The 24,826-nt window shown below is 70.9% G+C and carries 22 protein-coding genes; 7 read left to right on the top strand and 15 right to left on the bottom strand.

Features of this window, described 5'->3' with window-relative positions:
• Positions 1-58 precede the first annotated feature (58 nt).
• From LY40_RS16650 to ftsY, 3 genes are all read right to left on the bottom strand, one after another.
• A complete protein-coding gene (locus LY40_RS16650; RefSeq protein ID WP_258937393.1) occupies positions 59-355 on the bottom strand; it encodes a DUF4333 domain-containing protein in 297 nt (98 codons plus the stop codon).
• 189 nt (positions 356-544) lie between these two features.
• Positions 545-1,207: a DUF4333 domain-containing protein gene (locus LY40_RS16645; RefSeq protein WP_258937392.1), complete on the bottom strand. Its 663-nt coding sequence runs from the start codon at positions 1,205-1,207 to the stop codon at positions 545-547.
• Positions 1,208-1,382: 175 nt separating this feature from the next.
• On the bottom strand, positions 1,383-2,900 hold the full coding sequence (gene ftsY, locus LY40_RS16640) for a signal recognition particle-docking protein FtsY (protein WP_258937391.1): 1,518 nt from the start codon (positions 2,898-2,900) through the stop codon (positions 1,383-1,385).
• Positions 2,901-3,161: 261 nt separating this feature from the next.
• Between ftsY and LY40_RS16635 the strand changes: the two genes are divergently transcribed.
• The 3 genes from LY40_RS16635 to LY40_RS16625 all read left to right on the top strand — a co-directional run bounded on the left by LY40_RS16635 (position 3,162) and on the right by LY40_RS16625 (position 6,694).
• Positions 3,162-4,394, top strand: coding sequence for an anhydro-N-acetylmuramic acid kinase (locus LY40_RS16635; protein ID WP_258937390.1), 1,233 nt, complete (start codon positions 3,162-3,164; stop codon positions 4,392-4,394).
• Positions 4,395-4,403: 9 nt separating this feature from the next.
• Positions 4,404-5,918, top strand: coding sequence for a sodium:solute symporter (locus tag LY40_RS16630; RefSeq protein WP_183778521.1), 1,515 nt, complete (start codon positions 4,404-4,406; stop codon positions 5,916-5,918).
• A 134-nt stretch (positions 5,919-6,052) separates the two neighbouring features.
• A complete protein-coding gene (locus LY40_RS16625) occupies positions 6,053-6,694 on the top strand; it encodes a class I SAM-dependent methyltransferase (protein WP_258937389.1) in 642 nt (213 codons plus the stop codon).
• Between the two features lie 43 nt (positions 6,695-6,737).
• Here LY40_RS16625 and smc read toward each other — a convergent pair whose 3' ends face one another.
• Both smc and LY40_RS16615 read right to left on the bottom strand, forming a co-directional pair.
• The gene (smc, locus tag LY40_RS16620) at positions 6,738-10,373 is read right to left on the bottom strand and encodes a chromosome segregation protein SMC (RefSeq protein ID WP_183778525.1); all 3,636 of its coding nucleotides are present in this window, start codon (positions 10,371-10,373) and stop codon (positions 6,738-6,740) included.
• A gap of 419 nt (positions 10,374-10,792) precedes the next feature.
• Positions 10,793-11,080: an acylphosphatase gene (locus tag LY40_RS16615; protein ID WP_183784795.1), complete on the bottom strand. Its 288-nt coding sequence runs from the start codon at positions 11,078-11,080 to the stop codon at positions 10,793-10,795.
• 187 nt (positions 11,081-11,267) lie between these two features.
• Here LY40_RS16615 and LY40_RS16610 point away from each other — a divergent pair, with 187 nt between their 5' ends.
• Entirely contained in the window at positions 11,268-11,840 is a 573-nt protein-coding gene (locus LY40_RS16610) for a hypothetical protein (protein ID WP_183778527.1), read from the top strand.
• A gap of 33 nt (positions 11,841-11,873) precedes the next feature.
• On the opposite strand, the gene mutM is transcribed toward LY40_RS16610, so the two are convergent.
• The 7 genes from mutM to rsmD form a co-directional block, all read right to left on the bottom strand.
• Positions 11,874-12,746, bottom strand: coding sequence for a bifunctional DNA-formamidopyrimidine glycosylase/DNA-(apurinic or apyrimidinic site) lyase (mutM, locus tag LY40_RS16605; protein ID WP_183778529.1), 873 nt, complete (start codon positions 12,744-12,746; stop codon positions 11,874-11,876).
• Positions 12,747-12,764: 18 nt separating this feature from the next.
• Positions 12,765-13,508, bottom strand: coding sequence for a ribonuclease III (gene rnc / locus LY40_RS16600; protein WP_183778531.1), 744 nt, complete (start codon positions 13,506-13,508; stop codon positions 12,765-12,767).
• Positions 13,509-13,519: 11 nt separating this feature from the next.
• A complete protein-coding gene (rpmF, locus tag LY40_RS16595) occupies positions 13,520-13,702 on the bottom strand; it encodes a 50S ribosomal protein L32 (RefSeq protein ID WP_030531269.1) in 183 nt (60 codons plus the stop codon).
• Positions 13,703-13,789: 87 nt separating this feature from the next.
• On the bottom strand, positions 13,790-14,425 hold the full coding sequence (locus LY40_RS16590; RefSeq protein ID WP_183778533.1) for a YceD family protein: 636 nt from the start codon (positions 14,423-14,425) through the stop codon (positions 13,790-13,792).
• A 195-nt stretch (positions 14,426-14,620) separates the two neighbouring features.
• A complete protein-coding gene (locus tag LY40_RS16585; RefSeq protein WP_258937388.1) occupies positions 14,621-15,400 on the bottom strand; it encodes a flotillin family protein in 780 nt (259 codons plus the stop codon).
• A gap of 173 nt (positions 15,401-15,573) precedes the next feature.
• Positions 15,574-16,056 (bottom strand): pantetheine-phosphate adenylyltransferase, encoded by a 483-nt coding sequence (gene coaD / locus LY40_RS16580; RefSeq protein WP_183778534.1) that lies wholly within the window; start codon positions 16,054-16,056, stop codon positions 15,574-15,576.
• Positions 16,057-16,215: 159 nt separating this feature from the next.
• Positions 16,216-16,812: a 16S rRNA (guanine(966)-N(2))-methyltransferase RsmD gene (rsmD, locus tag LY40_RS16575; RefSeq protein WP_183778535.1), complete on the bottom strand. Its 597-nt coding sequence runs from the start codon at positions 16,810-16,812 to the stop codon at positions 16,216-16,218.
• A gap of 296 nt (positions 16,813-17,108) precedes the next feature.
• On the opposite strand from rsmD, the gene LY40_RS16570 reads away from it, so the two are divergent.
• The 3 genes from LY40_RS16570 (at position 17,109) to LY40_RS16560 (ending at position 21,441) form a co-directional block, all read left to right on the top strand.
• The gene (locus tag LY40_RS16570) at positions 17,109-19,241 is read left to right on the top strand and encodes a HelD family protein (protein ID WP_258937387.1); all 2,133 of its coding nucleotides are present in this window, start codon (positions 17,109-17,111) and stop codon (positions 19,239-19,241) included.
• 164 nt (positions 19,242-19,405) lie between these two features.
• A complete protein-coding gene (locus LY40_RS16565; protein ID WP_258937386.1) occupies positions 19,406-20,116 on the top strand; it encodes a DUF1444 domain-containing protein in 711 nt (236 codons plus the stop codon).
• Between the two features lie 287 nt (positions 20,117-20,403).
• Positions 20,404-21,441: a SagB/ThcOx family dehydrogenase gene (locus LY40_RS16560; RefSeq protein ID WP_307876891.1), complete on the top strand. Its 1,038-nt coding sequence runs from the start codon at positions 20,404-20,406 to the stop codon at positions 21,439-21,441.
• Positions 21,442-21,570: 129 nt separating this feature from the next.
• Here LY40_RS16560 and LY40_RS16555 read toward each other — a convergent pair whose 3' ends face one another.
• The 3 genes from LY40_RS16555 to LY40_RS16545 form a co-directional block, all read right to left on the bottom strand.
• The gene (locus LY40_RS16555) at positions 21,571-22,200 is read right to left on the bottom strand and encodes a hypothetical protein (RefSeq protein WP_183778538.1); all 630 of its coding nucleotides are present in this window, start codon (positions 22,198-22,200) and stop codon (positions 21,571-21,573) included.
• A gap of 223 nt (positions 22,201-22,423) precedes the next feature.
• On the bottom strand, positions 22,424-23,674 hold the full coding sequence (locus LY40_RS16550) for a PucR family transcriptional regulator (RefSeq protein ID WP_183778539.1): 1,251 nt from the start codon (positions 23,672-23,674) through the stop codon (positions 22,424-22,426).
• 264 nt (positions 23,675-23,938) lie between these two features.
• Entirely contained in the window at positions 23,939-24,817 is an 879-nt protein-coding gene (locus LY40_RS16545) for an arginase family protein (RefSeq protein ID WP_258937385.1), read from the bottom strand.
• Positions 24,818-24,826 lie beyond the last annotated feature (9 nt).

Genomic DNA, 24,826 nt, shown 5'->3' with positions numbered 1-24,826 from the left:
GTGTGCGCGCATCCGCGGGGCCTGACGCGGAGTGGGCGGACGGCTACGGCGAGGCGCACTACTCGGTATCGATCATGAACTGGACGAGGTCACCTCCGGTGTCGGTCACCGTGACGTTCGCCGTGAGCTTCCGTCCACCCTTGACGGTCACACTGCACGCTGTCGTGGCATCCGATTCTGCGTCGAGCTCCTCGAGGCAGTGCACGCTGTCGACCTCCACGTCGCCCCGCTGGACGAGTGTCGTCGCCACCTGTTTCTCCAGCTCGTCCGTCTCGACGTGCGCCGAACACGCCGTCAGCCCGAGAACGGAAACGCCGGCAACCGACAGGGCCGGAGCGCGCGACACGCGGGGCATGACGATCTCCTGAGGGCGGCGGCTCCGGCGGGATGCCGAAACCTCATGTTTCGGTCAGACCGCACATGTGCGCTTCTCGTTCCCTGACACATCGGTGTTACAGGTCACACACGAGCAGCAGCTACCAGCGGCGTATCCGCCGCATCGCCGCGCCCGCCTCAGTTCGGCCGGCTGACGTGCTCCGCCCGGTCAGCGACCGCCACTCAGCGGCTGCGCGTCGACCTGGACGTGGAAGTTCGCGTTCTGCGTTTCCGCGTCGACCTCGGTCACCTCGACGGTGACGCCGAACCGGGTTCCCGCCGGGTTAGTGAGCACGCAGCGCGTGCTGGCGCCCACCGTCGCTTCGACGTGTTCCGGGCATCCGACCTCACCGAGGTGCTGCCCGGCCTCGCGGCTGAGCGACCGAGCAGCCTCCCGCGCCAGCACGGCCCGGTCGATCTCGTCGCCGGCGGGCGCGTCGGACGCCCGGCCGTCGTCGCCTGCCGGCGTGGCGTCGGGTGCCGTGGACCGGTCGCCGCCGGCCTGCCCGTCACCGTCACCGCCCGAGAGTACGACGTCGAACTGAACCCGGTCGTCCTCGCCGACCTCGGTGACCGTCACCTTCGCATCGCGTTGGACACCGTCCTGCCCGGTCGAGGTGCACGTCGTCGTCGCATCGACCTCCGGTTCGAGGTCGTCGGGGCAGGTCACGTCCTTCGGACGCCGGTCCTGTTCGGACAGGGCGCCCATGACCTGTTTCTCGAGCTCGTCCTTGCCGACCGTCGACCCGACGGAGAACTCGAACGAGCACCCTGTCAACGCCAGCGCCGCGCAGGCGACCGGCACGAAGACGACACGGGCCAGACGGGACATGACAGGCACTCCTCGACAGGTGACGCCCACCCGCAACCGGGTCGGGCAGGATTCTCCCGGCGCCGCCCGGTTCGGCCGGGCGAAGACCACGACCCGCACAGCGGGCCGAACCACGACATATCAGGCTTCCGTCACACGGCGCCGGTTCCGGGCGCGGCCGTGACGTCGGTCGTGCTCAGCCCAGCAGGGCGTCAACGAACGCCGAGGGTTCGAACGGTGCCAGGTCGTCCGGCCCTTCACCGAGACCGACGAGCTTGACGGGCACGCCGAGCTCGCGCTGCACCTGGAACACGATTCCCCCCTTGGCCGTGCCGTCGAGCTTGGTCAGCACCACGCCGGTGACGTCGACGACCTCGGAGAACACCCGCGCCTGCGCCAGACCGTTCTGCCCCGTCGTCGCATCGAGCACGAGCAGCACCTCGTCGACCTTCGCCTGCTTCTCGACGACGCGCTTGACCTTGCCGAGCTCGTCCATCAGGCCGGTCTTCGTGTGCAGCCTGCCCGCGGTGTCGACCAGGACAGCGTCGACACCCGCGTCGACGCCACGCTTGACGGAGTCGAACGCGACCGAGGCCGGGTCGGCACCTTCCTTACCGCGCACCACCTCGGCGCCGACCCGCTGCGACCAGGTCTCCAGCTGGTCGGCGGCGGCCGCACGGAACGTGTCGGCGGCCCCCAGCAGCACCTGCCTGCCCTGCGCCACGAGCACGCGCGCGAGCTTGCCGGTCGTGGTGGTCTTGCCAGTGCCGTTCACACCCGCGACCAGGACGACGGCGGGCTGCTTCGCACCGTCCACCTCGTGCGGCAGCGCCCGCACCGAACGGTCGGCCTCCGGCGACAGCGTCTCGATGAGCACGTCGCGCAGCGCCGCCCGCGCGTCGTCGGAGGTCCGCACGCCGCGGGCCGACAGTTCCTCACGCAGCCTCTCGACGATCTCGGTCGTGGTCGACGCGCCCAGGTCGGCGACGAGCAGCGTGTCCTCGATCTCTTCCCACGAGTCCTCGTCGAGGTCGCCCGCGCCCAGCAGACCGAGCAGCCCCTGCCCCAGTGCCGACCGCGACTTCGACAGCCGTCCCCGCAGCCGTTCGATACGACCCGAGGCGGGCTCGGGCTCCTCGACCTCGGTCTCCGGCTCCGGCTCCGGCGCTGCGGTCTTCGGTGCCTCGGCTTCCGGGGCGGCCGGCTCCGGGGCGGCCGGCGTGGGCTCGCCCGTCTTCGGAGCTTCGGCCGGCTCCGCGGGCGCCGTGTCCGGGGCAGGCGTGTCCGGGGTGGTCGTGCCTGGAGCGGCCGTCGCTGTGTCGTCGGCGCGCACGGTGTCCGGGGCCGGCTCCGCGGTGCCGGTGGACGCCGGTTCCTGCTCGGTGTCCGGCAGTCCGACGTCGACGATGTCGCGACGCGGTGCATCACGCGGCACGGATGCGTCGTCGCCGACCCCGGGCTGGCCGTCGACCTCGGTGCGTTCCTCGACCGGATGGGAGGGCGCGTCCGACGGCCGGGTGGTGGCGCCCTCCCCGCCGGGTGCGAGCGAGATGCCGCCCCCTGCCTGGTACCCGCCGCCCTTCGGGACCTGCTTCTCCTGGTCCTGCTCCAGGCTGATCTTGCGCCTGCGGGACAGGGTCAGCCCCACGACGAGGGCGACCGCCAGCAGGGCGGCCACAACGACAACGATCCAGATCACGGCTGTGCTCGACACGCCGCCATCCTCCCACTGGCCTCCGATCCGGTTGACACGGCTCGCCCCGCGCCCCGGCCGGCCCGTCTCCACCGGCCCGGGTCCGTCCGGAGCGCGGTAGCGCCGAACCCGGACGCCCGGCTCGACGCTCGGCGCAACGCTCCGGGCGTCGGACGGTGCGTCAGGGCTCGCGGCGTGGGAAGTTAACGGTCTCGCATAGATCTAGGCCAGGTACCCACCGAACGTGTTGCACAGACCAGCTGATTGGACTAGACCACTCCCGTGTCCCCTTCGCTCCGTATCGCCGGATTACTGTCCGGCACCTCCGTGGACGGCATCGACGTCGCCATCGCCGAACTGGCCGAGTCGGACGGCGAGCTCGTCCTCACGCCGTGTGGCCAGTGGGAGCTGCCCTACCCCGACGAGCTGCGGGCACGACTGCTCGCCGCGCTGCCGCCCGCACCGTGCAGCGCCGAAGAACTCGCCAAACTCGACACCCACGTCGGCCAGGAGTTCGCCGACGCCGTCAGCCACGCCGAGGCACATGCCGGCCCCGTCGACGTGGTCGCCTCGCTCGGCCAGACGGTCTTCCACTGGATCGACGAGGGCCGGGCACTCGGCACGCTGCAGCTCGGCCAACCCGCCTGGATCGCCGAGCGCACCGGCCGTCCCGTCGTCTCCGACCTGCGGGTGCGCGACGTCGCCGCCGGTGGTCACGGCGCGCCGCTCGCGAGCACGCTCGACGCGCTGCTGCTGCGCACGGTCGCCGACCGGGCGGGATCCCCGACGGTCGCACTGAACATCGGCGGCATCAGCAACATCACCGTCGTGCCGCCCGGCGGCTCCGGCAACAACTCCGACGACGGCTCCGGCGCGGTCGGCGACGTGCTCGCCTACGACACCGGCCCCGGCAACGCGCTGCTCGACCTCGCGGCCGCCCAGGTCACCGGCGGCGCCGCCCGCAGTGACGTCGACGGTGCGCTCGCCGCGGCCGGCACGGTCCGCACCGACCTGCTCGAGCGGCTGCTCGCGGATCCTTACTACGCGGCCCCGCCGCCGAAGTCGACGGGCAAGGAGCATTTCCACAGCACATACCTCGCCGCGGCACTCGGCGGCCTGCCCCAGGTCGGCGACACCGACCTGCTGGCGACGCTGACCGAGCTCACGGCCGTCACCATCGCCGACGCCTGCGCCCGCCACGGCGCCACGACCGTGTACGCCTCGGGCGGCGGGGTGCACAACCCGACCCTGATGCGCGCGTTGGGCCGCCGTCTCGTCGTCCACAGGAGCGACGAGCTGGGGCTGCCCGCCGACGCGAAGGAGGCCTACCTGACGGCCGTGCTCGGCTGGCTGTCGTGGCACGGCGCCGCGGGCAATGTTCCCAGCGCCACCGGCGCCCGCGGGCCACGCGTCCTCGGCAGCATCACCCCTGGTGAGCGACGGCTCGCCCTTCCGACCCCACCGACGTCGCCGATTTCGCGGCTGAGGGTGGCCAACTCGCGCGAGACACGGTAGGAGAGACCAATGCGCGCACTGGACCTCGCGATCATCGCGATCTTCCTGGTGGGAACGCCCATCCTGGGCATCCTGCTCAGCGGGAAGCAGCGATCGTCGAACGACTACTTCGTCGGCAGCCGGAAGGTGCCCTGGTGGGCGGTCACCTTCTCGGTCGTCGCCACGGAGACCTCGACGCTGACCGTGCTGAGCGTGCCGACCGTTGCCTACCTCGGCAACATCACGTATCTACAGCTGGCGATCGGCTACCTCATCGGCCGCGTCGTCGTCGCATTCGTGCTGCTACCCAAGTACTACGCAGGCGGCTTCGTCAGCGCGTACGGCTTCCTCGGCAAGCGCTTCGGTGGCGGACTGCAGGGCACCGCCTCGGTGACGTTCCTGGTCACCCGTCTGCTCGCGGACGGCGTTCGCCTGTTCGCCACGGCCATCCCGGTCAAACTCGTGCTCGACGGGATCGGCCTCGACGTGTCGTACTGGGTCGTGATCGCCGCGATCGCGCTCGTGGCGGTCATCTACACCTACTTCGGCGGCATCCGCGCCGTCATCTGGGTCGACGTCGTCCAGATGGCCATCTACGTGCTCGGCGCCATCGCCGCGATCTTCGTGCTGGCGGGCCAGCTGCCCAGCGGCTGGTTCGGCGAGCTCGCCGACGCGGGCAAGTTCCAGCTCTTCGAGTTCGGCTCCGACATCATCACCGACCAGTACGCGTTCATCACCGCGGTCGTCGGCGGTGCGCTGTTCGCGATGGCCTCGCACGGTGCCGACCAGCTGATGGTGCAGCGCCTGCTGGCGTGCAAGAACGTGCGTGACAGCCAGAAGGCCGTGATCGCCAGTGGTGTCGTGGTGTTCTTCCAGTTCGCGGTGTTCCTGCTGGTCGGTGCGATGCTGTTCTCGTTCTACGGCGGGCAGAGCATCGACGCGCTGGGCCTGGCCAACCCGGACGACCTGTTCCCCAGGTTCATCCTCGAGGAACTGCCCGTCGGGCTGTCCGGGATCCTCATCGCCGGCATCCTCTCCGCCGCCATGTCGACGATCTCCTCGTCGCTGAACTCGCTGTCGACGTCGACGATCGCCGACCTTTACGAGCGGTTCACGAAGAAGAAGATGTCCGACGCGGTGATGCTCAAGCAGGCGCGGATCTGGACGATCATCTGGGCGGTCGTGTTCGTCGTGTTCGCCTCGATGTTCACCAGCACCGACACCCCGGTCGTCGAACTCGGACTGAGCATCGCCAGCTACACCTACGGTGCGCTGCTCGGCGCGTTCTTCCTCGGCATGATCGTCAAGAAGGCACGGCAGACCGACGCGATCATCGCGTTCGCGTGCACCGTCGTCGTGGCCGCCGTGTTCGTCCTGGGTGTCACGTTCACCGTGGACGGTGAGGAGGTCGGCCTGGCCTTCCCCTGGTACGTGCCGCTCGGCGTGGTCGTCACGCTGGTCATCGGCGGCCTACTGTCGCTGCGGCACAGCGGCCCCGACCCGCGCGCGGCCGAGATGGAGACGCAGGAGGAGGAACCCGTCTAGCACCGGCGGGTACCACGACGGCGAAGGCCGGCGGGTGATCGGTTCGCCCGCCGGCCTTCGCGCGCCCGCACCCGGACGGCCGCCACCGGTTCGGCGCCCGGCCGCCCGCCCGCGCAGCGACTACCGTTCACCTCATGGCCGACGCCTGGCTGTCCGACACCCGCTCCTCGTACGACACCGACGCGTCCGGATACGCCGACAAGGTGCGCGGGCTGCTCGACGAGATGCCGCACCTGCGGGCGAGCCTGGCGGTGTTCGTCGAAGCGGTGCACGAGTGCGGAGGCGGCCCGGTCGCCGACGTCGGTTGCGGACCGGGCCACGTCACCGATCACCTCCACGAGGCGGGAGTGGACGCGTTCGGCATCGACCTCTCCCCCGAGATGGTCGCCCTCGCCCGGCGCACCTACCCCCACCTGCGCTTCGACGTCGGCACCATGACCGACCTCGACCTCGCCGGCGGTGCCGTCGCGGGGGTGCTCGCGTTCTGGTCCGTGATCCACGTGCCCGACCACGCCCTGCCCGGCGTGTTCGACGAGTTCCACCGCGTGGTGCGCCCCGGGGGCCCCGTCCTGGTCGGCTTCCACGTCGGCGACGGCATCCGGCACACATCCGAGGGCTACACGGGCCGACCGGTCAACGTCGACAGCCACGACCGCAGGCCCGACGCGGTCGCGGGTCTGCTCCGCGACGCGGGGTTCACGATCGACGCCGAGCTGATCCTGCGGCCGGACGAGGACGTGCCTGGCGCTGTCGTCTTCGCCCGCCGCCGGCGCTGACGGCCCGCGACGCCCGCCCGCGGTCCCCACAGGCCGTTGCGGTTCAGGCCTCGATGGGCTCGGCCTGGTCGCGGTCCGACGAATCCGGTTCCGGCTCACCCGTGTCGGTGCGCATGCGCTGCGAGATGACCTTCGTGATGCCGTCGCCCTGCATGCTGACGCCGTACAGCGCGTCGGCGATCTCCATCGTGGGCTTCTGGTGCGTGATGACGATGAGCTGGGAGCTGTCGCGCAGCTGCTCCAGCAGGCCGATCAGCCTGCGCATGTTCGTGTCGTCCAGTGCGGCCTCGACCTCGTCCATCACGTAGAACGGCGACGGGCGGGCACGGAAGATCGCCACCAGCATCCCGACCGCGACCAGCGACTTCTCGCCACCGGACAGGAGCGAGAGCCGCTTGACCTTCTTGCCCGGCGGGCGGGCCTCGACGTCGACCCCTGTGGCCAGCATGTCCTCGGGCTCGGTGAGCACCATGCGGCCCTCGCCGCCGGGGAACAGCACCGAGAACACGGTCTCGAACTCCCGCGCGACGTCCTCGTAGGCGCTCCTGAACACCTCGAGGATCTTGTCGTCGACCTCCTGGATCACCTGCAGCAGATCCTTGCGGGTGTCCTTGAGGTCTTCGAGCTGGGTCGACAGGAACTTGTAGCGTTCCTCCAGCGCGGCGAACTCCTCGAGGGCGAGCGGGTTGACTTTGCCGAGCTGTGCGAGATCCTTCTCCGCGCGCTTGGCACGGCGCTCCTGCGTGGGCCTGTCGTACGGGATCGGCTGCGGCTCGGCGACCGTCTCGCCGCGTTCCTTGGCGGCTTCGTACTCGGCCAACTCGCCCGCGCCGGGCGGCACGTCGACGTGCGGCCCGTACTCGGCGACCAGGTCGTCCAGCCCGATGCCGAACTCCTCGGTGATCTTCACTTCGAGCTGTTCCAGTCGGAGCCGCTGTTCGGCGCGCGCGACCTCGTCCCGGTGCACCGCGTCGGTGAGCTTCTCCAACTCCCCGGTCAGCTCCTTGACCTTGCCGCGCACCTGCGTCAGCGCCGTCTCACGCTCTTCCCGGCGGGCCTTCACCGCGTCCCGTTCGGCGGCGGCGCGCTGCAACGAGGTCTCGATACGGTCGAGCGCCACCTCACCGCCGCTGGCGACCGCCTCGGCGATCGCCGCGCCGCGCTCGCGGGCGATGCGCGCCTGCTCGGCACGTTCCCGCGCCTGCCGCTCGGCCTCGGCCTCCCGCACCAGCGCGTCCGACTTGCCCGCGATGCTCCGGGCGCGTTCCTCGGCGGTTCGCAGCGCCAACCGCGCGTCGACCTCTTCCTGCCGCACCTCGGTGAGCGATTCGGCTGCCTCGTCGCGTTCCGAGGTGTCGGGGTCCTCCTCCACGGGCTGTTCCGACACCGCGGCCAGGCGATCCTCGAGCTCGGCGAGCTGCGTCAGCATCTCCTCGCGGCTCTGCTCCACCTTCGCGCGCTGATTCCGCAGCCGTTCCACCTCGGACTCGGCCGACCGCGCGGTCTGTTCCAGGCTGCTGAGCCGCTCGGTGGATCGGGCCTTGCGGACCTTCGCCTCGCCCAGCGCGTCCTTCGCCGCGGTGACCTCGGCCTGGCGATCCTCCTGCTCGGCGCGCGCGCCCTCCAGTTCGGAGGACGCCCGTTCCAGGGCGCGCTCGGCGGCGGCCAGCCGGTCCTGCGCCTCGTCGACGGCGGCCTGCACCTCGATGACGCTCTCGTCCTTGGCCGATCCGCCCACGGCCCAGTGGTCACCCAGCACGTCGCCGTCCCGGGTGACGGCCGTGATCCCGGACTCGGCGAGCACCAGCTCACGCGCGTCGTCCAGGGTCTCGACCACCGCGACGCGGTCCAGTGCGCGCTCGACGGCGGGCCGCAACGCGTCCGGCGCCGTCACGACCTCGCGGGCCCACCGCGCACCGCTGGGCAGCGCGGGCCACGCCGACGTGTCCACCGAGCCGCGGGCACCGCCGAGCAACAGACCAGCACGGCCGGATTCGTTGTCCTTGAGGTACCGCAGCGCCGACAGGGCTTCCTCACCCGCGGACACGGCCACGGCGTCGGCGACCGGTCCCAGTGCCGCCGCCAAGGCGACTTCGAACCCGGTTTCGACGGTCAGCAGCGCCGCGACCGACCCCAGCAGGCCCGGCAGCTCGTCCGTCGCGCCGAGCAGTGCACCCGCGCCGTCCTTGCGGCTCAGGCCCATCGAGAGCGCATCGACCCTGGCCTTCTCGGACGCGATGTCCCGCTCGGCGCTGCGCTCGGCCTTGACCAGTTCGTCGACCCGCTGCTTAGCGGCCTCGGCAGCCGCCACAGCGCGCTCGTGGCGTTCCTGCAGGCCGGCGTCGTCGGAGTCCTCGACCCCGCCCTCGGCACGGGCGGCCTCCAGCTCCTCGGCGGCGGCCTCCGCACGGGCTTCGGCCTCCTCGATCGCGCTGGTGAGCCGCTCGACCTCGTCGGCCGTGGCGTTGTTCTTGCTGCGCAGCGCCTCCACCTGGCCGGACAGCTTCGCGATGCCCTCCCGCCGGTCGGCGATGGCGCGCACCGCGGCCATGTGGGCGCGCTCGGCCTCCTGCACCACCCGTTCCAGATGCTCGCGACGTTCGGTCGCGTCGGACAACGCGGCGCGGGCCTCGGTGACGGCCTCGTTGAGTTCTTCCTCGCGCTCGGCGGCTTCCTCGGCCTCGGCGAGTAGTTCCTCCGGGTCCCGGCCGGTGCCGCCGGTGTCGATCTCCTCCGACAGGTGCCGCTGCCGCTCCACGGCCAGTCGCACCGTGCCGCGCAGCCGCTCGGCCAGCGACGACAGCTTGTACCAGGTGTCCTGCGCCGCCTGCAGCATCGGCGCGTCCTCGGCGAGCGAGCGCTCCAGGTCCGCCTGCTCGGAACTGACGACCTCCAGCGCCTGCTCCACCTCGGCCCGGCGGGCACGCGCGGCGTTCTCGTCGGCCTCCTCCTTGGCGATCGCCTCCCGCTGGGTCACCAGATCGTCGGCGTGGAGGCGCAGCTTCGCGTCGCGCAGCTCCGACTGGACGGTCTGCGCCTTGCGCGCGATCTCCGCCTGCTTGCCGAGCGGTTTGAGCTGCCTGCGCAGTTCCGTCGTCAGGTCGTTGAGCCGGTCCAGGTTGCCCTGCATCGCATTGAGTTTGCGCACGGCCTTTTCCTTGCGCTTGCGATGCTTGAGCACACCCGCGGCCTCCTCGATGAACGCTCGGCGCTCCTCGGGCTTGGCCTGCAGGATCTCCGACAGCTGGCCCTGTCCGACGATGACGTGCATCTCGCGGCCGATACCGGAGTCCGACAGCAGTTCCTGGATGTCGAGCAGCCGACACCCGCTGCCGTTGATCTCGTACTCGCTGGCGCCGTCCCGGAACATCCGCCGGGTGATCGACACCTCGGAGTACTCGATCGGCAGCGCACCGTCGGCGTTGTCGATCGTCAGGGTGACCTCGGCGCGGCCGAGCGGCGCGCGACCCGACGTGCCGGCGAAGATGACGTCCTCCATCTTGCCGCCGCGCAGGTCCTTGGCGCCCTGAGTACCCATGACCCAGCGCAGCGCGTCGAGGACGTTGGACTTGCCCGAGCCGTTCGGGCCGACCACGCACGTGATACCTGGTTCGAACCGCAGCGTGGTCGCCGACGCGAACGACTTGAAGCCTTTGAGCGTCAAGCTCTTGAGGTACACGCGGCGTCGACCTTTCGCTCACATCCGGGGCGATCTCCGATCGGTGAATGCTACCCGGGTGCCCTCGCGCGCCGTCGGACGACGCCCCGGCGCGGCCCACCTCGGCCGCACCCGCATCGCGACCGCCGAGGCCCGCCGACCAGCCGCTTTCGCCTCACCCGCCCCAACCGGCACAGTTCGCCCCGTGACCACAGGCGTCACACCGTGGGCCGCGCGGGCGGCAGCGCCCGATGTGCGTGTCCGACGTCAGTGTCCGGCATCAGTGCTCGATCTCAGCGCCCAAGTGCCCCGGTGTCCAAGCGCCCGGCGTCCAAGTGCGCCGGTGTCCAAGTCCCCCGGTGCCCCGGTGCTCGAGATCAGCGCTCCAGACTCGAGATCAGCGCTCCAGAACAGCACTCAGGGGGTCGGCGTCCGGGGAGTCAGCGTTCGACGAACCCCGACAGACCGCCCTTCGGCTCGGCCCACAGCTCCGCCACATGATCCACCCGGCCCGGCGGCTGTCCGCCGCGCAACGCCTCCAGCAGCCGTTCGCACCGCTCGCGCGAGCCTTCGGCGACCACCTGCACCCTGCCGTCCGGCAGGTTGGTCGCACTTCCCACCAGTTCCAGCTCCAGCGCACGGCTGCGGGTCCACCACCGGAACCCCACGCCCTGCACCGCTCCGTGCACCCACGCGGTCACCCGTGCCGAGTCGTCCGGCCGCGAGATGTCGTTCGTATCCACGGTCTCGCCCGTACCCACGGTGTCGTCTCCTTCACCCACGCGTCCATGATGGCGCCCCGTCGGCGCAGTCTCCGCCCACCCGGCCTACCCACCTGCGCGCACCCAGGCTTTACCCGACAGTGATAGCGTGCCGCCGTCGTCCATCCGGGTTGTCTGAGTCGGAGGAAACCGCATGGCCCCCTCGCACGACGAGACCGCACCCCCACGCGAGTCGTCCGGACGCTGGCAGCGCACCGGCTACCTCGCACTGGCGGCGAGCGGCCTCGTGCTGGCCACCGCCTTCGGAGCGCTCGCCCAGGTCACGACCGGTGGCGGGGACCAGGCCACCGCAGACGGCGACGACAGCTCCCAGGTGGACAACGCGGGCAACGACAGCACCACGGCCGACCCCGGCAGTTCCGAGCCCGGCGCGACGACCGTGATGGTCGACGGCAAGCCGGTGCCCGCCTCGACGGAGCCCACGTCGACCACGAGCACCATGGTCAGCATCGGCCCCGACGGCACACCGACGACCACCGTCGTCACCACGACCGACGACCCGCAGCGGTCCTCGTCGTCCCGCGACGACCAGCCGGACGACCCCGGTCCGGAGCCGACGGGCAACCCGGACCCGACGACGTCGAGCACCACCTCGTCGACCACCACGACGACGACAACGACGTCCTCCGAACCGGAGCCGACGACTACCACCACTCCGGACGGACCGAGTTCCGAACCGACCGGCTCGAGCACGTCCAGCCGGTAACCGTCGGGCCGTCGACACCGCCTCGGCACACGCTCAGCGGGCCGCGGGACTCCGGCGGGGCCTGCGCTGACAGCGCGGGCAGAAGTACGAGGACCGGTTGGTGAACGCTTCGCGGCGGATGTCGGCGCCGCAGCGACGGCACGGCTGGCCCGCCCTGCCGTAGACGGCCAGCGAGCGTTCGAAGTAGCCGGACCGGCCGTTGACGTTGACGTACAGCGCGTCGAACGAGGTGCCACCCGCGGCGAGCGCGTCGGCCATGACCTCGCTGGCGGCGGTCAGCACCAGTTCGCCCTGCGCTCGGGTGAGCCGTTCGGTGGGGCGCGCGCCGTGCAGGCGCGCCCGCCACAGCGCCTCGTCGGCGTAGATGTTGCCGATACCGGAGACGAGCGTCTGGTCGAGCAGCGCCCGTTTGATCTCGGTGCGCCTGCGCCGCAGGCCCGCGACCGCGGCGGCCAGGTCGAACCGCGGGTCCATCGGGTCGCGACCGATGTGGGCGACGCTCGCGGGCACGAGGGTGCCGTCGGCGTCGATGAGGTCGTCGAGTGCGAGTCCGCCGAAGGTGCGCTGGTCGACGAACCGCAGCTCGGGGCCGTCGTCGGCGAAGTGGATGCGCACGCGCAGGTGCTTCTCGTCCGGTGCCGACGCCGGCTGAACGAGCATCTGGCCGCTCATGCCCAGATGGGCGAGCATGGCCTCGCCGTCGGCGAGATCCAGCCACAGATACTTCCCGCGCCTGCGCGCGGCGGTGATCTTCACGCCGGTGAGCCTGCCCGCGAAGTCGTCGGCACCCGGCACGTGTCTGCGGATCGCCCGCGGATGCAGCACGTCGACCGAGGCGATAACCCGGCCCGCCACGTGCCGTTCGAGACCGGCACGCACGACCTCTACCTCGGGAAGCTCAGGCACGTGCGACTCCGGACGGGATCAGGAGGACGACTCGTTGCCGAGGTCGAGCTCCTCGGACAGCGCACGCCACGCCGTCTCGGCGGCCTTCTGCTCGCCTTCCTTCTTCGTCGTGCCGCTGCCGCTGCCGAGGTCGCGGCCACTCACGTACACCGTGGCCGTGAACTCCTTGCGGTGGTCGGGCCCGGTGTCCTCGACCTTGTACTCGGGCACGCCGAGGCCCGCCGACGCGGTCAGCTCCTGCAGGCTGGTCTTCCAGTCCAGGCCGGCTCCGCGCAGCGGCGCCTCTTCGAGCAACTGGCCGAACAGCCGGTGGACGAGCTCACGCGCGGTCTCGATGCCGTGCGCGATGTAGGTCGCGCCGATAACGGCTTCGAGCCCGTCGGCCAGGATGCTCGCCTTGTCACGGCCGCCCGTCAGCTCCTCCCCTTTGCCGAGGAGCAGGTACGTGCCGAGACCACCGTCGCCGAGCTCACGCGCGACGCCCGCGAGCGCGTGCATGTTGACGACGCTCGCTCGCAGTTTCGCCAACTGCCCTTCCGGCAGATCGGGATGCTTGCGATACAGGTGATCGGTCACCACCAGGCCCAACACCGCATCGCCGAGGAACTCGAGCCGCTCGTTCGGCAGCAGCCCACCGTTCTCGTACGCGTACGAGCGGTGCGTCAGCGCGAGCGTCAGCAGTTCGCTGTCGAAGCCGACACCGAGCGCTTCGAGCAGCGGTGCGGGATCCGTAGCCGGGCCTGCCGGTGCCTTACCCCCCATCTCGCGAAACCTCAGGCCGGCTCGACGACCTGCCGGCCGGCGTACTGACCGCACTCAGGGCAGGCGACGTGCTGCGGCTTCTTGGCCTTGCAGGCGCGGTTGGAGCACTCCACGAGCTGCACCGGCGTCGCCTTCCACTGCGAACGGCGGGCGCGGGTGTTGGAGCGCGACATCTTCCGCTTGGGGACAGCCACGGCTGATTCTCCTCATCAAAATCTGCCCGCGATCGCGCGAGCTGCTTGCTCGAACTCCGGGGTGGGATGCGGCACCGACGTGCGGTGTCACCGGTCCGAGCCGTCGGATCCTTCTTCTGCCCGGTCACTCGGGACGTCCGAGACGTCCTCCGTGTCCTGCAGTCGCTCGACGAGCGCGGCCCACCGAGGATCTATCGTCTCATGCCCGTGTCCGGGCTCGAGATCGGCCCACTTCACGCCGCATCCGGCGCACAATCCGGCGCAGTCGTCGCTGCACAGTGGCACCAACGGCAGCGCGAGCACGAGCGCGTCCCTGACCACCGGTTCCAGGTCGATGCGATCGTCAACGACCCGGCTGACCTCGTCTTCCTCGGTCGTCTCGTCGGTCGTCGACTCCGGATAGGCGAACAGCTCCGTGACGTCGATCGCCACGTCACCGGTGATCGGGTCGAGACACCGCGAACACTGGCCGGTGGTCGACGCGCTCGCCGAGCCGGTGACGAGCACACCTTCGACGACCGACTCCATGAGCAGGTCGACGGCGATGGCCGCACCGGACGGCACGGTGACCACATCGGGCACACCCAGCGGCTCGGTGACGGGGATGTCCCGTTGCAGCGGCCGGCTGGCGCCGGGGCGGCGGCCCAGCTCGTGCGTGTCGACCAGCCACGGGTTGCGGTCGGCACGTTCGGAGCTCGGATACGGGGAACGTTCGTCAGACATCGGATTTCTCGGTTCGAGGGAGGTTGGAACGACCGGCGCCGGCGATCACACCGGCCGGCGTGAGGCCGTCAATCCAGCGTACGCGAGCAGCGCGGACCCGTCCCCGGCGGCCGGGCAGAACCCGACGGGCCCGGACGGGCCGGCGGCGGCACCCGACACGCTCGCACGGGCACCGATGCCGGTGATCACGAACGCTCAGTGGGATTGGAAGTCGTAGAAGCCGCGGCCACCCGCGCCGGAGGTGTACGAGCCGGAGCCCGAGCCGTTGTAACCGGAACCGCCGGAGCCGTTGTAACCACCGCTGCCGCGGAGGTGGTTACGGCCGGAGTCGACGGTGCGCAGCGTCGTCGACAGCAACTCGGAGAACTCGGCGAGCTTGCCGTCGACGTAGGCGTCGCAGTCGCCGCGCTGCTTGTCGGCCTCGGCGTGCGCCTCGTCGACGATGCGGGACGCCTCACCGTGGGCCGCCTGCACGACCTCCGTCTGGGCGACGAGCCGGGCCTGTTCGGCACGGCCCTCCTCGACGGAGCGGTCGTAGGCGTCCCTGCCGGCCTGGACCATGCGCTCGGACTCGGTGCGCGCGCGCTCGGTCAGGTCGTGATACTCGGCCTGACCGGCGGACACGGTGCGTTCCGCCTCCGCCTGCGCGTCGGTGACGAGCTGCTCGGCCCTTGCCCTGGCCTCGGAGACGAGCCGTTCGGCCTCGGCGTTGGCTTCGGACACGGTGCGCTCGGCCTGCTCGTTGGCGTTCGAGATCGCCGTGTCGGCCTCGGTGCGCGCCGTCTGCACGATCTCGTCGCGCTTGTCGAGCACGTCCTGCGCGTCGTCCACCTCGGTGGGCAACGCCTCACGGATGTCGTCGAGCAGCTCGAGCGCGTCCCCGCGGGGCACCACACAGCTCGAGGTCATCGGCACACCCCGCGCCTCTTCGACGATCGTGACGAGCTCGTCGAGCGCCTCGAACACCCGGTACACGGCAACTCCCCTGGAACTTGAACGTGGCCGCGTACCAGTGTGCCGGTCCTGGCGCGGGTTTTCGGTGACCGGGCGCGGCCGGGCGTGTCAAGTCTCCGCGTGCCCGGCCGGAACGCCCCCGGGGGCACTTTGGTTGCACTCAGTGCAACCAAAGTGCCCCCGGGGGCGGACAGTCAGTCGAGTTCGGCGATCCGCGCCAGGAGACGTTCGTGTACGACGGGCGGCACCATGTCGGTCACGTCGCCGCCGTAGGTCGCGACCTCCTTGACCAGCGAACTGGACAGGAAGCTGTACGCCGGGTTGTTCGACATGAGCAGGGTCTCCACGCCGGAGATCTCCCGGTTCATCTGCGCCATCTGCAGTTCGTAGTCGAAGTCGCTGACCGAGCGCAGCCCCTTGACGATCGACTGGATGCCCTGCTCCTTGCAGTAGTCGGTGAGCAGGCCGTGCCACGAGTCGACCCGCACGTTCGGGAGCTTCGCCGTCGCCTCTTCGAGCAGCTCCATGCGCTCGGCGATCGTGAACATGCCCCGCTTGCTCTTGTTGATCAGCACCGCGACCACGACCTCGTCGAACAGGTTCGCGGCCCGTTCGATCACGTCCAGATGCCCGTTGGTCGCCGGATCGTAAGAACCGGGACATACCGCTCGCCGCATGGCACAGAACCCTAACCGCGATGCCGAGCACCGCTGCTCGTGTGATCGAAGGACGGGCGGACGTTAGCAACCGCCCATCCGCACCGGGCACGGATGTGGCCGATCTCCACCTGTCCGGGATGTCGGCTTCGCCCCGCGGACCCCGGCCGCCGCGGCAGGTCAGTCGCCGGCCACCGCGGTCCCCGCCGTCGCGACGTCGGCATCGGTGTCGACCTCGGCCCGGTACAGCGCGGTGCCGCCGTAGCGTTTCGTCCGCAGCGGTGCCAGACCCGCGGGCCAGTCGGGGTCGCCACCAGCCGCCGGACGCTCCACGACGACGAGCCCGCGGTCGGTCAACCAGCCGCCGCGGACCAGCCCGGACAGCACCCCGGCGAGCGCGTCGCCGGTGAGGGCGTACGGCGGGTCGACCAGCACGACGTCGAACGGTTCCCGGCTGCCCTCGGCCACGACCGCCTCGACCGGGGCCTGCCGGACGTGACCACCGAGCCCGACGGCGGCCACGTTGGCGCGCAGCACCTCGGCGGCACGGCGGTCCGATTCGACGAACAGGACGTCGGCGGCGCCGCGGGAGAGCGCCTCGAGCCCGAGCGCGCCGGATCCGGCGTAGAGGTCGAGCACGCGCGTCCCGTCGAGGTCGCCCGCGTTCTCGAGAGAGTTGAACAGGGCTTCCCGCACCCGCTCCGACGTCGGCCGCGTCGTACGCGGCGGCACGCGCAGGGTCCGTCCACCCGCTTGTCCGGCCACGATCCTGGTCACACCCAAATCCTAGGCAGTCACGCGAAGCGTGTCGGGTTGGGCGGTGGTGGGAGACGGGTGGGCCCTAGGCAGTCACGCGAAGCGTGTCGGGTTGGGCGGTGGCGGGAGACAGGCGGGCCCTAGGGGCCGCACGCGCTACCGGTGCGGACCGGATCCGGAGCGCCGGGAGGATCGGGGGGGTCCCGACGGTCGATGGTGGCGAGTGTGACTCTTGGCCGGACCTTGTGCTGGCGGGCTGCCGACTCGCGTATTGTCGTTCTTCCCCTTCCCGGCGACTTTGCGGCAGGAGCGCGTCAGTGTCGGAACCTCGGGTCAGACGGGCCGAGATCGCGATCGAACAGTCCCACGTGGACCGGGTGTACCGCCGGCTCGGCGAACTCCGGAGCCAGGCCGAGGACATGCGTGCGAAGGGCTACGAGATCGGCCACGGTGCGCAGCGGGAGGCCGTGTTCGAGCAGGCGTCGATGCTGTTCGAGCGGGACATGATGGTGTTCCACGCGAACCAGACGCTGCAGTCGCTGGACGCCGAGTACGAGGGCCTGGTGTTCGGCAGGCTGGACCACGCCGCCGCCGAACCCGTGTACGTGGGCAGGCTCGGCATCCGCGACTCCGACTTCGAGAACCTCGTCACCGACTGGCGCGCGCCGGCGGCTGCCGCGTTCTACCAGGCCACGGCCGAGGCTCCGATGGACGTCGTGCGGCGCCGGGTGATCCGGTGCTCCGGGCAGCAGGTGCTAGACGTCGACGACGACGTGCTGATGCCCGAGTCGGTGCCCGACGACATGCCGGTGGTCGGTGAGGGCGCGCTCATGGCCGCCCTCGGCCGGGCCCGGGGCGAGAGGATGCGCGACATCGTCGCCACCATCCAGAAGGAACAGGACGAGGTGATCCGTGCGCCGTGGCGCGGCGTCACGGAGATCACCGGCGGGCCCGGCACCGGGAAGACGGCCGTGGCGCTGCACCGTGCGGCGTATCTGCTGTACCGCTACCGCAGGCAACTGGGCGGTGCGGGCGTGCTCGTGGTCGGCCCTTCCGGGGTGTTCACGTCCTACATCTCGCGGGTGCTGCCGTCGATGGGTGAGACGAACGTCGAGCTGCGCGCGCTGGGCGAGGTCCTGGACGGGATGGAGGCCACCCGGCACGACCCCGCCCCGCTGGCCTCGGTCAAGGGATCGCTGCGGATGCGGAAGGTGCTGCTGAAGGCGGTGCGTGACACTCCCCCGGACGCTCCGACGGAACTGCGGATCGTCTACAAGGGCGAGGTCCTCAAGCTCGGCACCAAGGAACTGGACAAGGCGCGCAAGAAGGTGCATTCGGCGGGTGGACCGCCGAACCGGTCCCGGGTGCGGGCCGCGGAGACGCTGCTGGGACTGCTGGCCGACAAGGCCGAGCAGAACGCGGCCTCCGGTGGTCCGCAGCTCGACCGCGCCGACGTGATCCAGGATCTCGGCGAGCGCATCGACTTCCACCGGTTCCTGGTGACGTGGTGGCCGGTGCTGTATCCGGCCCAGGTGCTGCGGTGGCTGGGCGACGACGACCGCCTGGCGCGCGCGGCGAAGAACGTGCTCACGTCCGACGAGGTCGGGCTGCTGGCCGAATCGCTGCGCGGCGACGGCGACGAGTGGACGGTCGCGGACGTGGCGCTGCTGGACGAGGTCCGCGTGCTGATCGGACCGCCGCCGAAGCGCAGGAAGCGCGCGCAGGACATCGAGCTGGACGCCGAGCAGACGCGCGATTCGGACGATCCGGCCCGGCTGCGCACGTCGCGCCCCGCGCACTACGACGAGTACTCGCACATCGTGGTCGACGAGTCGCAGGACCTGTCGCCGATGCAGTGGCGCATGCTCGGCAGGCGCGGGGGCCACGCGAGCTGGACGATCGTGGGCGACCCGGTGCAGAGCTCGTGGCCGGATCCCGTCGAGGCCGAGCAGGCCCGCACGCAGGCGTTCGGGGCGAAGACGAAACACCGCCGGTACACGCTGCGCACGAACTACCGGAACTCGGCGGAGATCTTCGACCTGGCGGCCCGCGTGGTCGCAGGCCGCGCCGCCGACGACGAAGACCTGCCGAACGCGGTACGCACGACCGGTCTGGAACCGGAGGTCCGCACCACCGACGCGGCCTGCCGCGAGACGGCTGTGCACGCGGCGGTGAAGGAGCTGCTGGACGCGGTCGACGGGACGGTCGGCGTCATCTGTGCGATGGACCGCGTGCCCGAGGTGGAGCGCTGGCTGGCCGGGCAGTCGGAGGATCGGCTCAAGGTCGTCGGCAGTCTCGATTCGAAGGGTCTGGAGTACGACGCCGTCGCGCTGGTGGAACCGACCGAACTGATCACCGAGTCGCTCACCGGCAGGCGGGTGCTGTACGTGGCGCTCACCCGTGCGACGCAGCAGCTGACGATCCTCGCCTCGGACGACGACTGGCGCTGAGAACCGAGACACCGGGGCGCCGAGATTCTGGGACACGGGGGCGCCGATTCGCTGGGAAACGAGGCGTCGTGTCGAGGGGCGCCGATTCGCCCGTTTCGCCCGCGCCGCGCTGCCGAGGGCGCTAGGCTGCCCGCCTCACGACACGCGACCTTCCGGGGAGCACCATGAGCACGCCCCTGTTCGGCGGACAGGACGAGACCGACGACGAACGGCTCGCGCGGATCCTCGGCCCCGGCGCCCCTGCCGGCACGGCACCGCCCAGCGGTACGACGCCGCCCGACGGCACGATCTTCCCGCGCATGGTTCCCGCGGCGGTCGACCTCCACGAACTCGGCTGGGAGTACGCGACGTCGATGCTGCAGGGCACGTTGACGCTCTACGTGCACGACCTGCCGGACATGTATCGCTACCTGGGCAGCGACACGGTCGCGCGTTACGACCCTGAGGAGCTGTTCGGTGCGGCGATGAGCAACCTGCGGGCCGCGCCGGTGGACGGTCCCGAACAGCTCGGTCACGACGTGTGGATGGTGACCGGCGACCACGCGGGCGCGCTCGCATTGCTCCTACCGGAGGTGCTGTCGCAGTGCACCGGGCGGGACGAGTTCCGCCACGGTGCACTGATGGCGACCCCGGTCAACTCCGCGCTGCTCTACCACGTGCCGGCAGGTCCGGACCTCGCCGTCGCGCTGGAACAGCTCGCGGGCATGGCCGCCGACGCCTTCGCTCGGGACGAGCGGACCCGGGTCACGCCCGCGGTGTACTGGTGGGACGGCGGCGACCGGATCGAACAGGTCACCGACGTCGGCGGGGACGAGATCACCGTCCACCTCGACGGTCCGTTCGGCGAGCACTACGGGTATCTGACCGGCGGCTGAACCCCACCTCGGCCGTGATCGGAGCGACTCGCTCCTCGTCGCGAGGCGCGACCGGTCGGCGTTCCGGCTCGTCTGCTGCCCGGCGACCGTGCGGTCACGACCGGACCGGCCGACCGCCGGCACCGGGGCGACGAGGTGATCATCACCACGACGGCCCGCGATCGCGCCGACCGGAAGCGCTTCGGTGAACTCGTGGCTTCGCTCACACGGCCCGATTACTAGACCGAACCGGTTACGATGCGTTTTGGCGTGCGCTCGACGTGACCAGGCGTAACGGGGAGGGACCAATGGGTGAGCCGCTGAGCCACGATTGGGGTTCGGAGTACGACCGCCACCACGCGGCCGGTTACGACGAGTGGCTCCCCGGTGTCGGTGCCGAACCACAGCAGCAGTACCCATCGCAGGAGCCGCACCCGCCGCAGCAGCCCTACCCAGCGCAGCACGCCGCCGACCCCGGTCACTCCACCGCCCGGCCCACCAGCACCAGCGGCCGCCACGCCCTCCCCGACCCAGACGACCCGCCGTATCCGGCCGACAGTGCACCGGACAGCACGGCGACTCCGCCGGAACCCGAACCCGCCCCGCCGCAGCCCGCCGACGACGGCGCCACCGACCCCGCGGTACGCGACACCGTCCAGCGCGCGCTCGCCGTGCACCGGCTGCTCAACGGCCAGACGCCACCGTCGCCGGACACGCTGCCCGCACTGCGCCGGATCCCCCTTCCCGACGTCGAGCCGCCCCGCACCGACCTGGTGAAGACGTTGGTCAAGCGCCGGTCCTGGGACGTGTTCGCCCACCGTGGCCTGGACCTCGCGGCGCTGAGCGGGTTGCTGCGGTTCGCCCTCGGCGTGCAGCGGTTCGAACCCGCCTACGGGTCCGAGCACCACCCGATGGGCATGGCTCCGAGCGGTGATGGTCTGGACCTGCTGCGGGCGTACGTCCTGATCCGCGGCACCGATATCCTCGAACCGGGCGTGTACCGCTACGAGGCCATCGCCCACGAGCTCACCCGCCTCACCACGGCGGATCCGGTGCGGCCGCTCCAGCAGGTGTACTGGCAGCCGGAGTTCGCCGCGGCACCGGTCACGATCGCGCTGACGACGCAGATGGACGTCGCGTTCCAGCGCAAACCGTTGCGGCACTACCGGACGATGCACGTCGACTCCGGTATCGCGGTGCAGAACGTGTACCTCATCGCCACGGCACTCGGCCTGGCCTGCTGTGCCGTGTCCGATTTCGACGACGCCAACCTGTCCCAGCTGCTCGGCGTTCCCGAATCGGAGATCCCGACGATGCTCGTCCCGGTCGGCCACCCGCCGGAATGACCCCGAACGCACCGACGCCCCGGGGCACCCCGGTCGTGACCGTCGGCACTGCCCGCGCGGAACGTGTCCGGCCGGCGGTGGCGGGAGCAACCAGGGTGCCCTCGGGGCTGTCGATTCGCCGGGGCCGCGTCAGCTGATGGTGATCGGCGTGTCCGGGTCGGTGACCTCGTAGACGGCCTCGAAGGTCAGTGCGTCACCCTCGTTGACCATTCCGAAGCACCCGCCGACGTTCCTGGCCTCGAGCGGCGCGACACCGTCCGGCAGCGCGACGTCCGGGGTCAGAGTGAGCTCGCCCGTGCCGTTGTCGTACCGGCCGGGCGCGTTGCCGACGGCCTCGAAACTGCAAGTGGAGGTCGAGACGCTGACGTTGACCTCGCCGACCCAACCGGTCGAGACGCCGGTTCCGCTGTCGAAGGCATCGATGTGCAGCTGGTACGGCTGGCCGTTCGGCGTCAACGACACGCTACCGAGCGGGCCGTTGCAGTCCTCGAAGCTCACCGACAGGTCGCCGATGGCCGCGGGCGTGGTGTGGTCTCCACTGGCGATCGTGCCGTCGGCGGCCGACGACGAGCAGGTCACCTCGGTGCCCGTGTCGCTGTCGGTGAAACGGACGTCGGAGGCCGTGGCGGCCACCGTTCCGTCCTCGTTCGGGTTGGTGACGGTGATGTCCTGCGCCGCCGATGCGGCCGGTGCCGCCGCGAGGGCGATCGCCGCCGACAGGGCCAGACCACTCATGATGCCCGGCATACGTGTACGCATCGAACTCCATCCTCCGTTGGGCGAAGACTCTTGGGGGAACAGACTCTTGGTGGGACAGACTCTTGGTGCGACAACTCGTGCAAGACCGGCCGATCTCGTGGCAATGACCCGGCGCGCCGGATCGCCTCATGCGACGCTAGGTCGGTCGGATCGGCCGAAACAAGACATTCGCACCGCGGACCGCTCAGCGCTCACCGGTGGCGCAACTTTTCCGGCCGCGTTGTCACCGGCTGACGAATCCGCTCCCGGTGCCGCCGGACGCATCGCCGCTGAGGCTGTACACGGCCATTTCGAGTTCGAACCGTCCCCTGGCGTCGCGGAGCCGCGGCCCGAACGCGTCCTCGATCCGCCGCATCCGATACCGGACCGTCTGCGGATGAAGTCCCAGCCGGTCGGCCATGGCATGAGCGTTGCCCTGTTCCTCGAGCCACGCGCGCAGTGTCTCGATCGTGCGTTCCCGCTGCCGGTCCGTGAGATCCGACAATGGTTCGAACAACCTTCGGCGCAGTTGGGCCGTGACGACGTCCGCCGTCTGCAGCAGCAGTTCGGGCAGACGCTCCTCCGCCCATACGACGACCTCCGACGGCGGGGCGCCGTCACCGGCGAGCGCCAGCACGCGCCGCGCGAGCCGCAACGAGTCCACAGCGGCGAACGGCTCGACCGGCACGCCGACGCCGACGGGCCCGCAGACCAGCGACGCCTGCAACCGCGCCGCCTCGTCGGCCGTCACGGCGCCGGGGGCGAGCAGGAACGGACTGGTGCCGGTCAGATCCGCCAGCATGTCGCAGGGCACCTCTCCCGACGACGGCCACACCGGAGGGCACAACGCGATCGCGGTGACCGTGTCGGGCACGGGCCAGCGGGCGAGCCGGGCCAGATCCTCGATGTCGTCCCGGGCGACGGGGCGCCCACAGACGAGCAATCGGACCAGCCGTCGCCGCGCCGCCGTCACCGGATCGGCCGGCTCCGACTCCGCCTCCCGGTAGCCGTCGAGCGCCACGGACGAGAGCTCGTCCATCAACGCCAGCATCCGGTCGGCCAGCTGCGACATGACCGCCGACGAGAAGCCGCTGCGCCTGCCGAGAAGCATGATCCGCCGCCACGCCACCCGTACCCCGATGCGGTAGGCACGCTGCAGCGTGTCCAGGCTGCGGCCCTCGTGCAGTTCCTGCCTGCCGATCCTGCGGTGCACCTCGTGGCCGTCCAGTGCGGCGGAACCGCGCGGGTTCGTCGGCGTCGCGGACACCGCGGCGGGGTCACCGAGCCGGTCGACGAACAGCGCGATCGCCTGTCGCACACCTTCGGTCATCCACCGGCCGTAGGGGCCGTCGAACGAGCCCTGGTACTCGGGGATCGCCGCGCGGATCGCCGCGGTGATCTCACCGGCGACATCCTCCAGTTCGGGACGCATGATCCCGCCGATGCCCCGCAACAGGCCGGACTCCGACGCTTCTCGTGCACGGTGAGCACTCACGGGCAGTGACAACTCCCTTCCCCACAGTCATTGGAGGGACGAAGCGAGCACACCACACGAAACAGCGGGGCGGAAGACCGGCACTGGCGGAGGCACCACGGCACTCACCCGGGCAGCCCAGTACGACCGGTGGGTCGGGCAGGCGCGGGGACCAGCTGCCCGGGCCACACATCTGCCCCGGGTCGCACATCTCGCCCCCCGGGGTCACCACGCCACGCCGGGGCGGGGCGGGGCTTCCTTCCGGGCAGGCGCGCGCTTTCCGTGTCAGCGGCCGGGTTCCAGGGCCCTGCCGAGCGCTTCGAGGACGGGCACGAGCCGCCGCAGCGACACCGGATCGGTGGTGGCGCACTCGGTCAGCGAGGCGCCGACCACTCGGCCCTGCGATGCGGCGTCGATGGCCGCGACGAGCCCGTCGACCGTGAGCCCACCCGGTTCGCGGTACCGCGTGCCGTCGAACGCGGCGGGGTCGAGGACGTCCAGGTCGACATGGAGATATACCGGCCCATCCGCCACGGCGTCGCGCACCGCGGCCGGTTCGGCCGGCGGCGGAACGTGCCGCACGAGACCCTCGGCCACGGCGCGGCGTTCCTCCGGATCGAACACCCGCGTGCCGACGAGCACCGCACGCCCACGCTCGACGGCAGGACTGGCGTCGAAGTCCCGGTCGACGGCGTCTGCGGCCGGGGCGTCGGCACCGGAGTGCCGGCCGGGCGGCGCGCTACGACGCTCCATCCGACCACACAGCGCACTCAGCACCATACCGTGGAACGCCCCGGACGGCGTGGTGTCGGCCGTGTTGCAATCCGCGTGCGCGTCGAACCACGCGACCGTCAGCTCCGGACCGTAGCGGTGACGCGCGAATCCCACCGGGACCAGATCAACGCCGCAGTCCCCGCCCACGGTCAACACCGGCCCGCCGGGACCCAATGCAGCCAACACGGCGTCCCGGTTGCGTACCAACGCATTCCGGTGTCCGACACCATCCACAGTGGCCGTGGCGTCCGCAACCACGGGAACCCCGCGAACCTCGGCGCCGAGGACCTCCCCTGCCAACGCCGCGAGAGCGCGACATCCCGCGGGGAGCCGCCGTGCCGCGTCGTCGGAGAGAGCACCCTGCCATTGCGGTATCGCCTGAATCCTCACCGGGGGCAC

The organism is Prauserella salsuginis, from assembly GCF_024648885.1.
GTDB lineage: Bacteria > Actinomycetota > Actinomycetes > Mycobacteriales > Pseudonocardiaceae > Prauserella > Prauserella salsuginis.
This window is presented reverse-complemented; position numbering and strand designations above follow the sequence as displayed.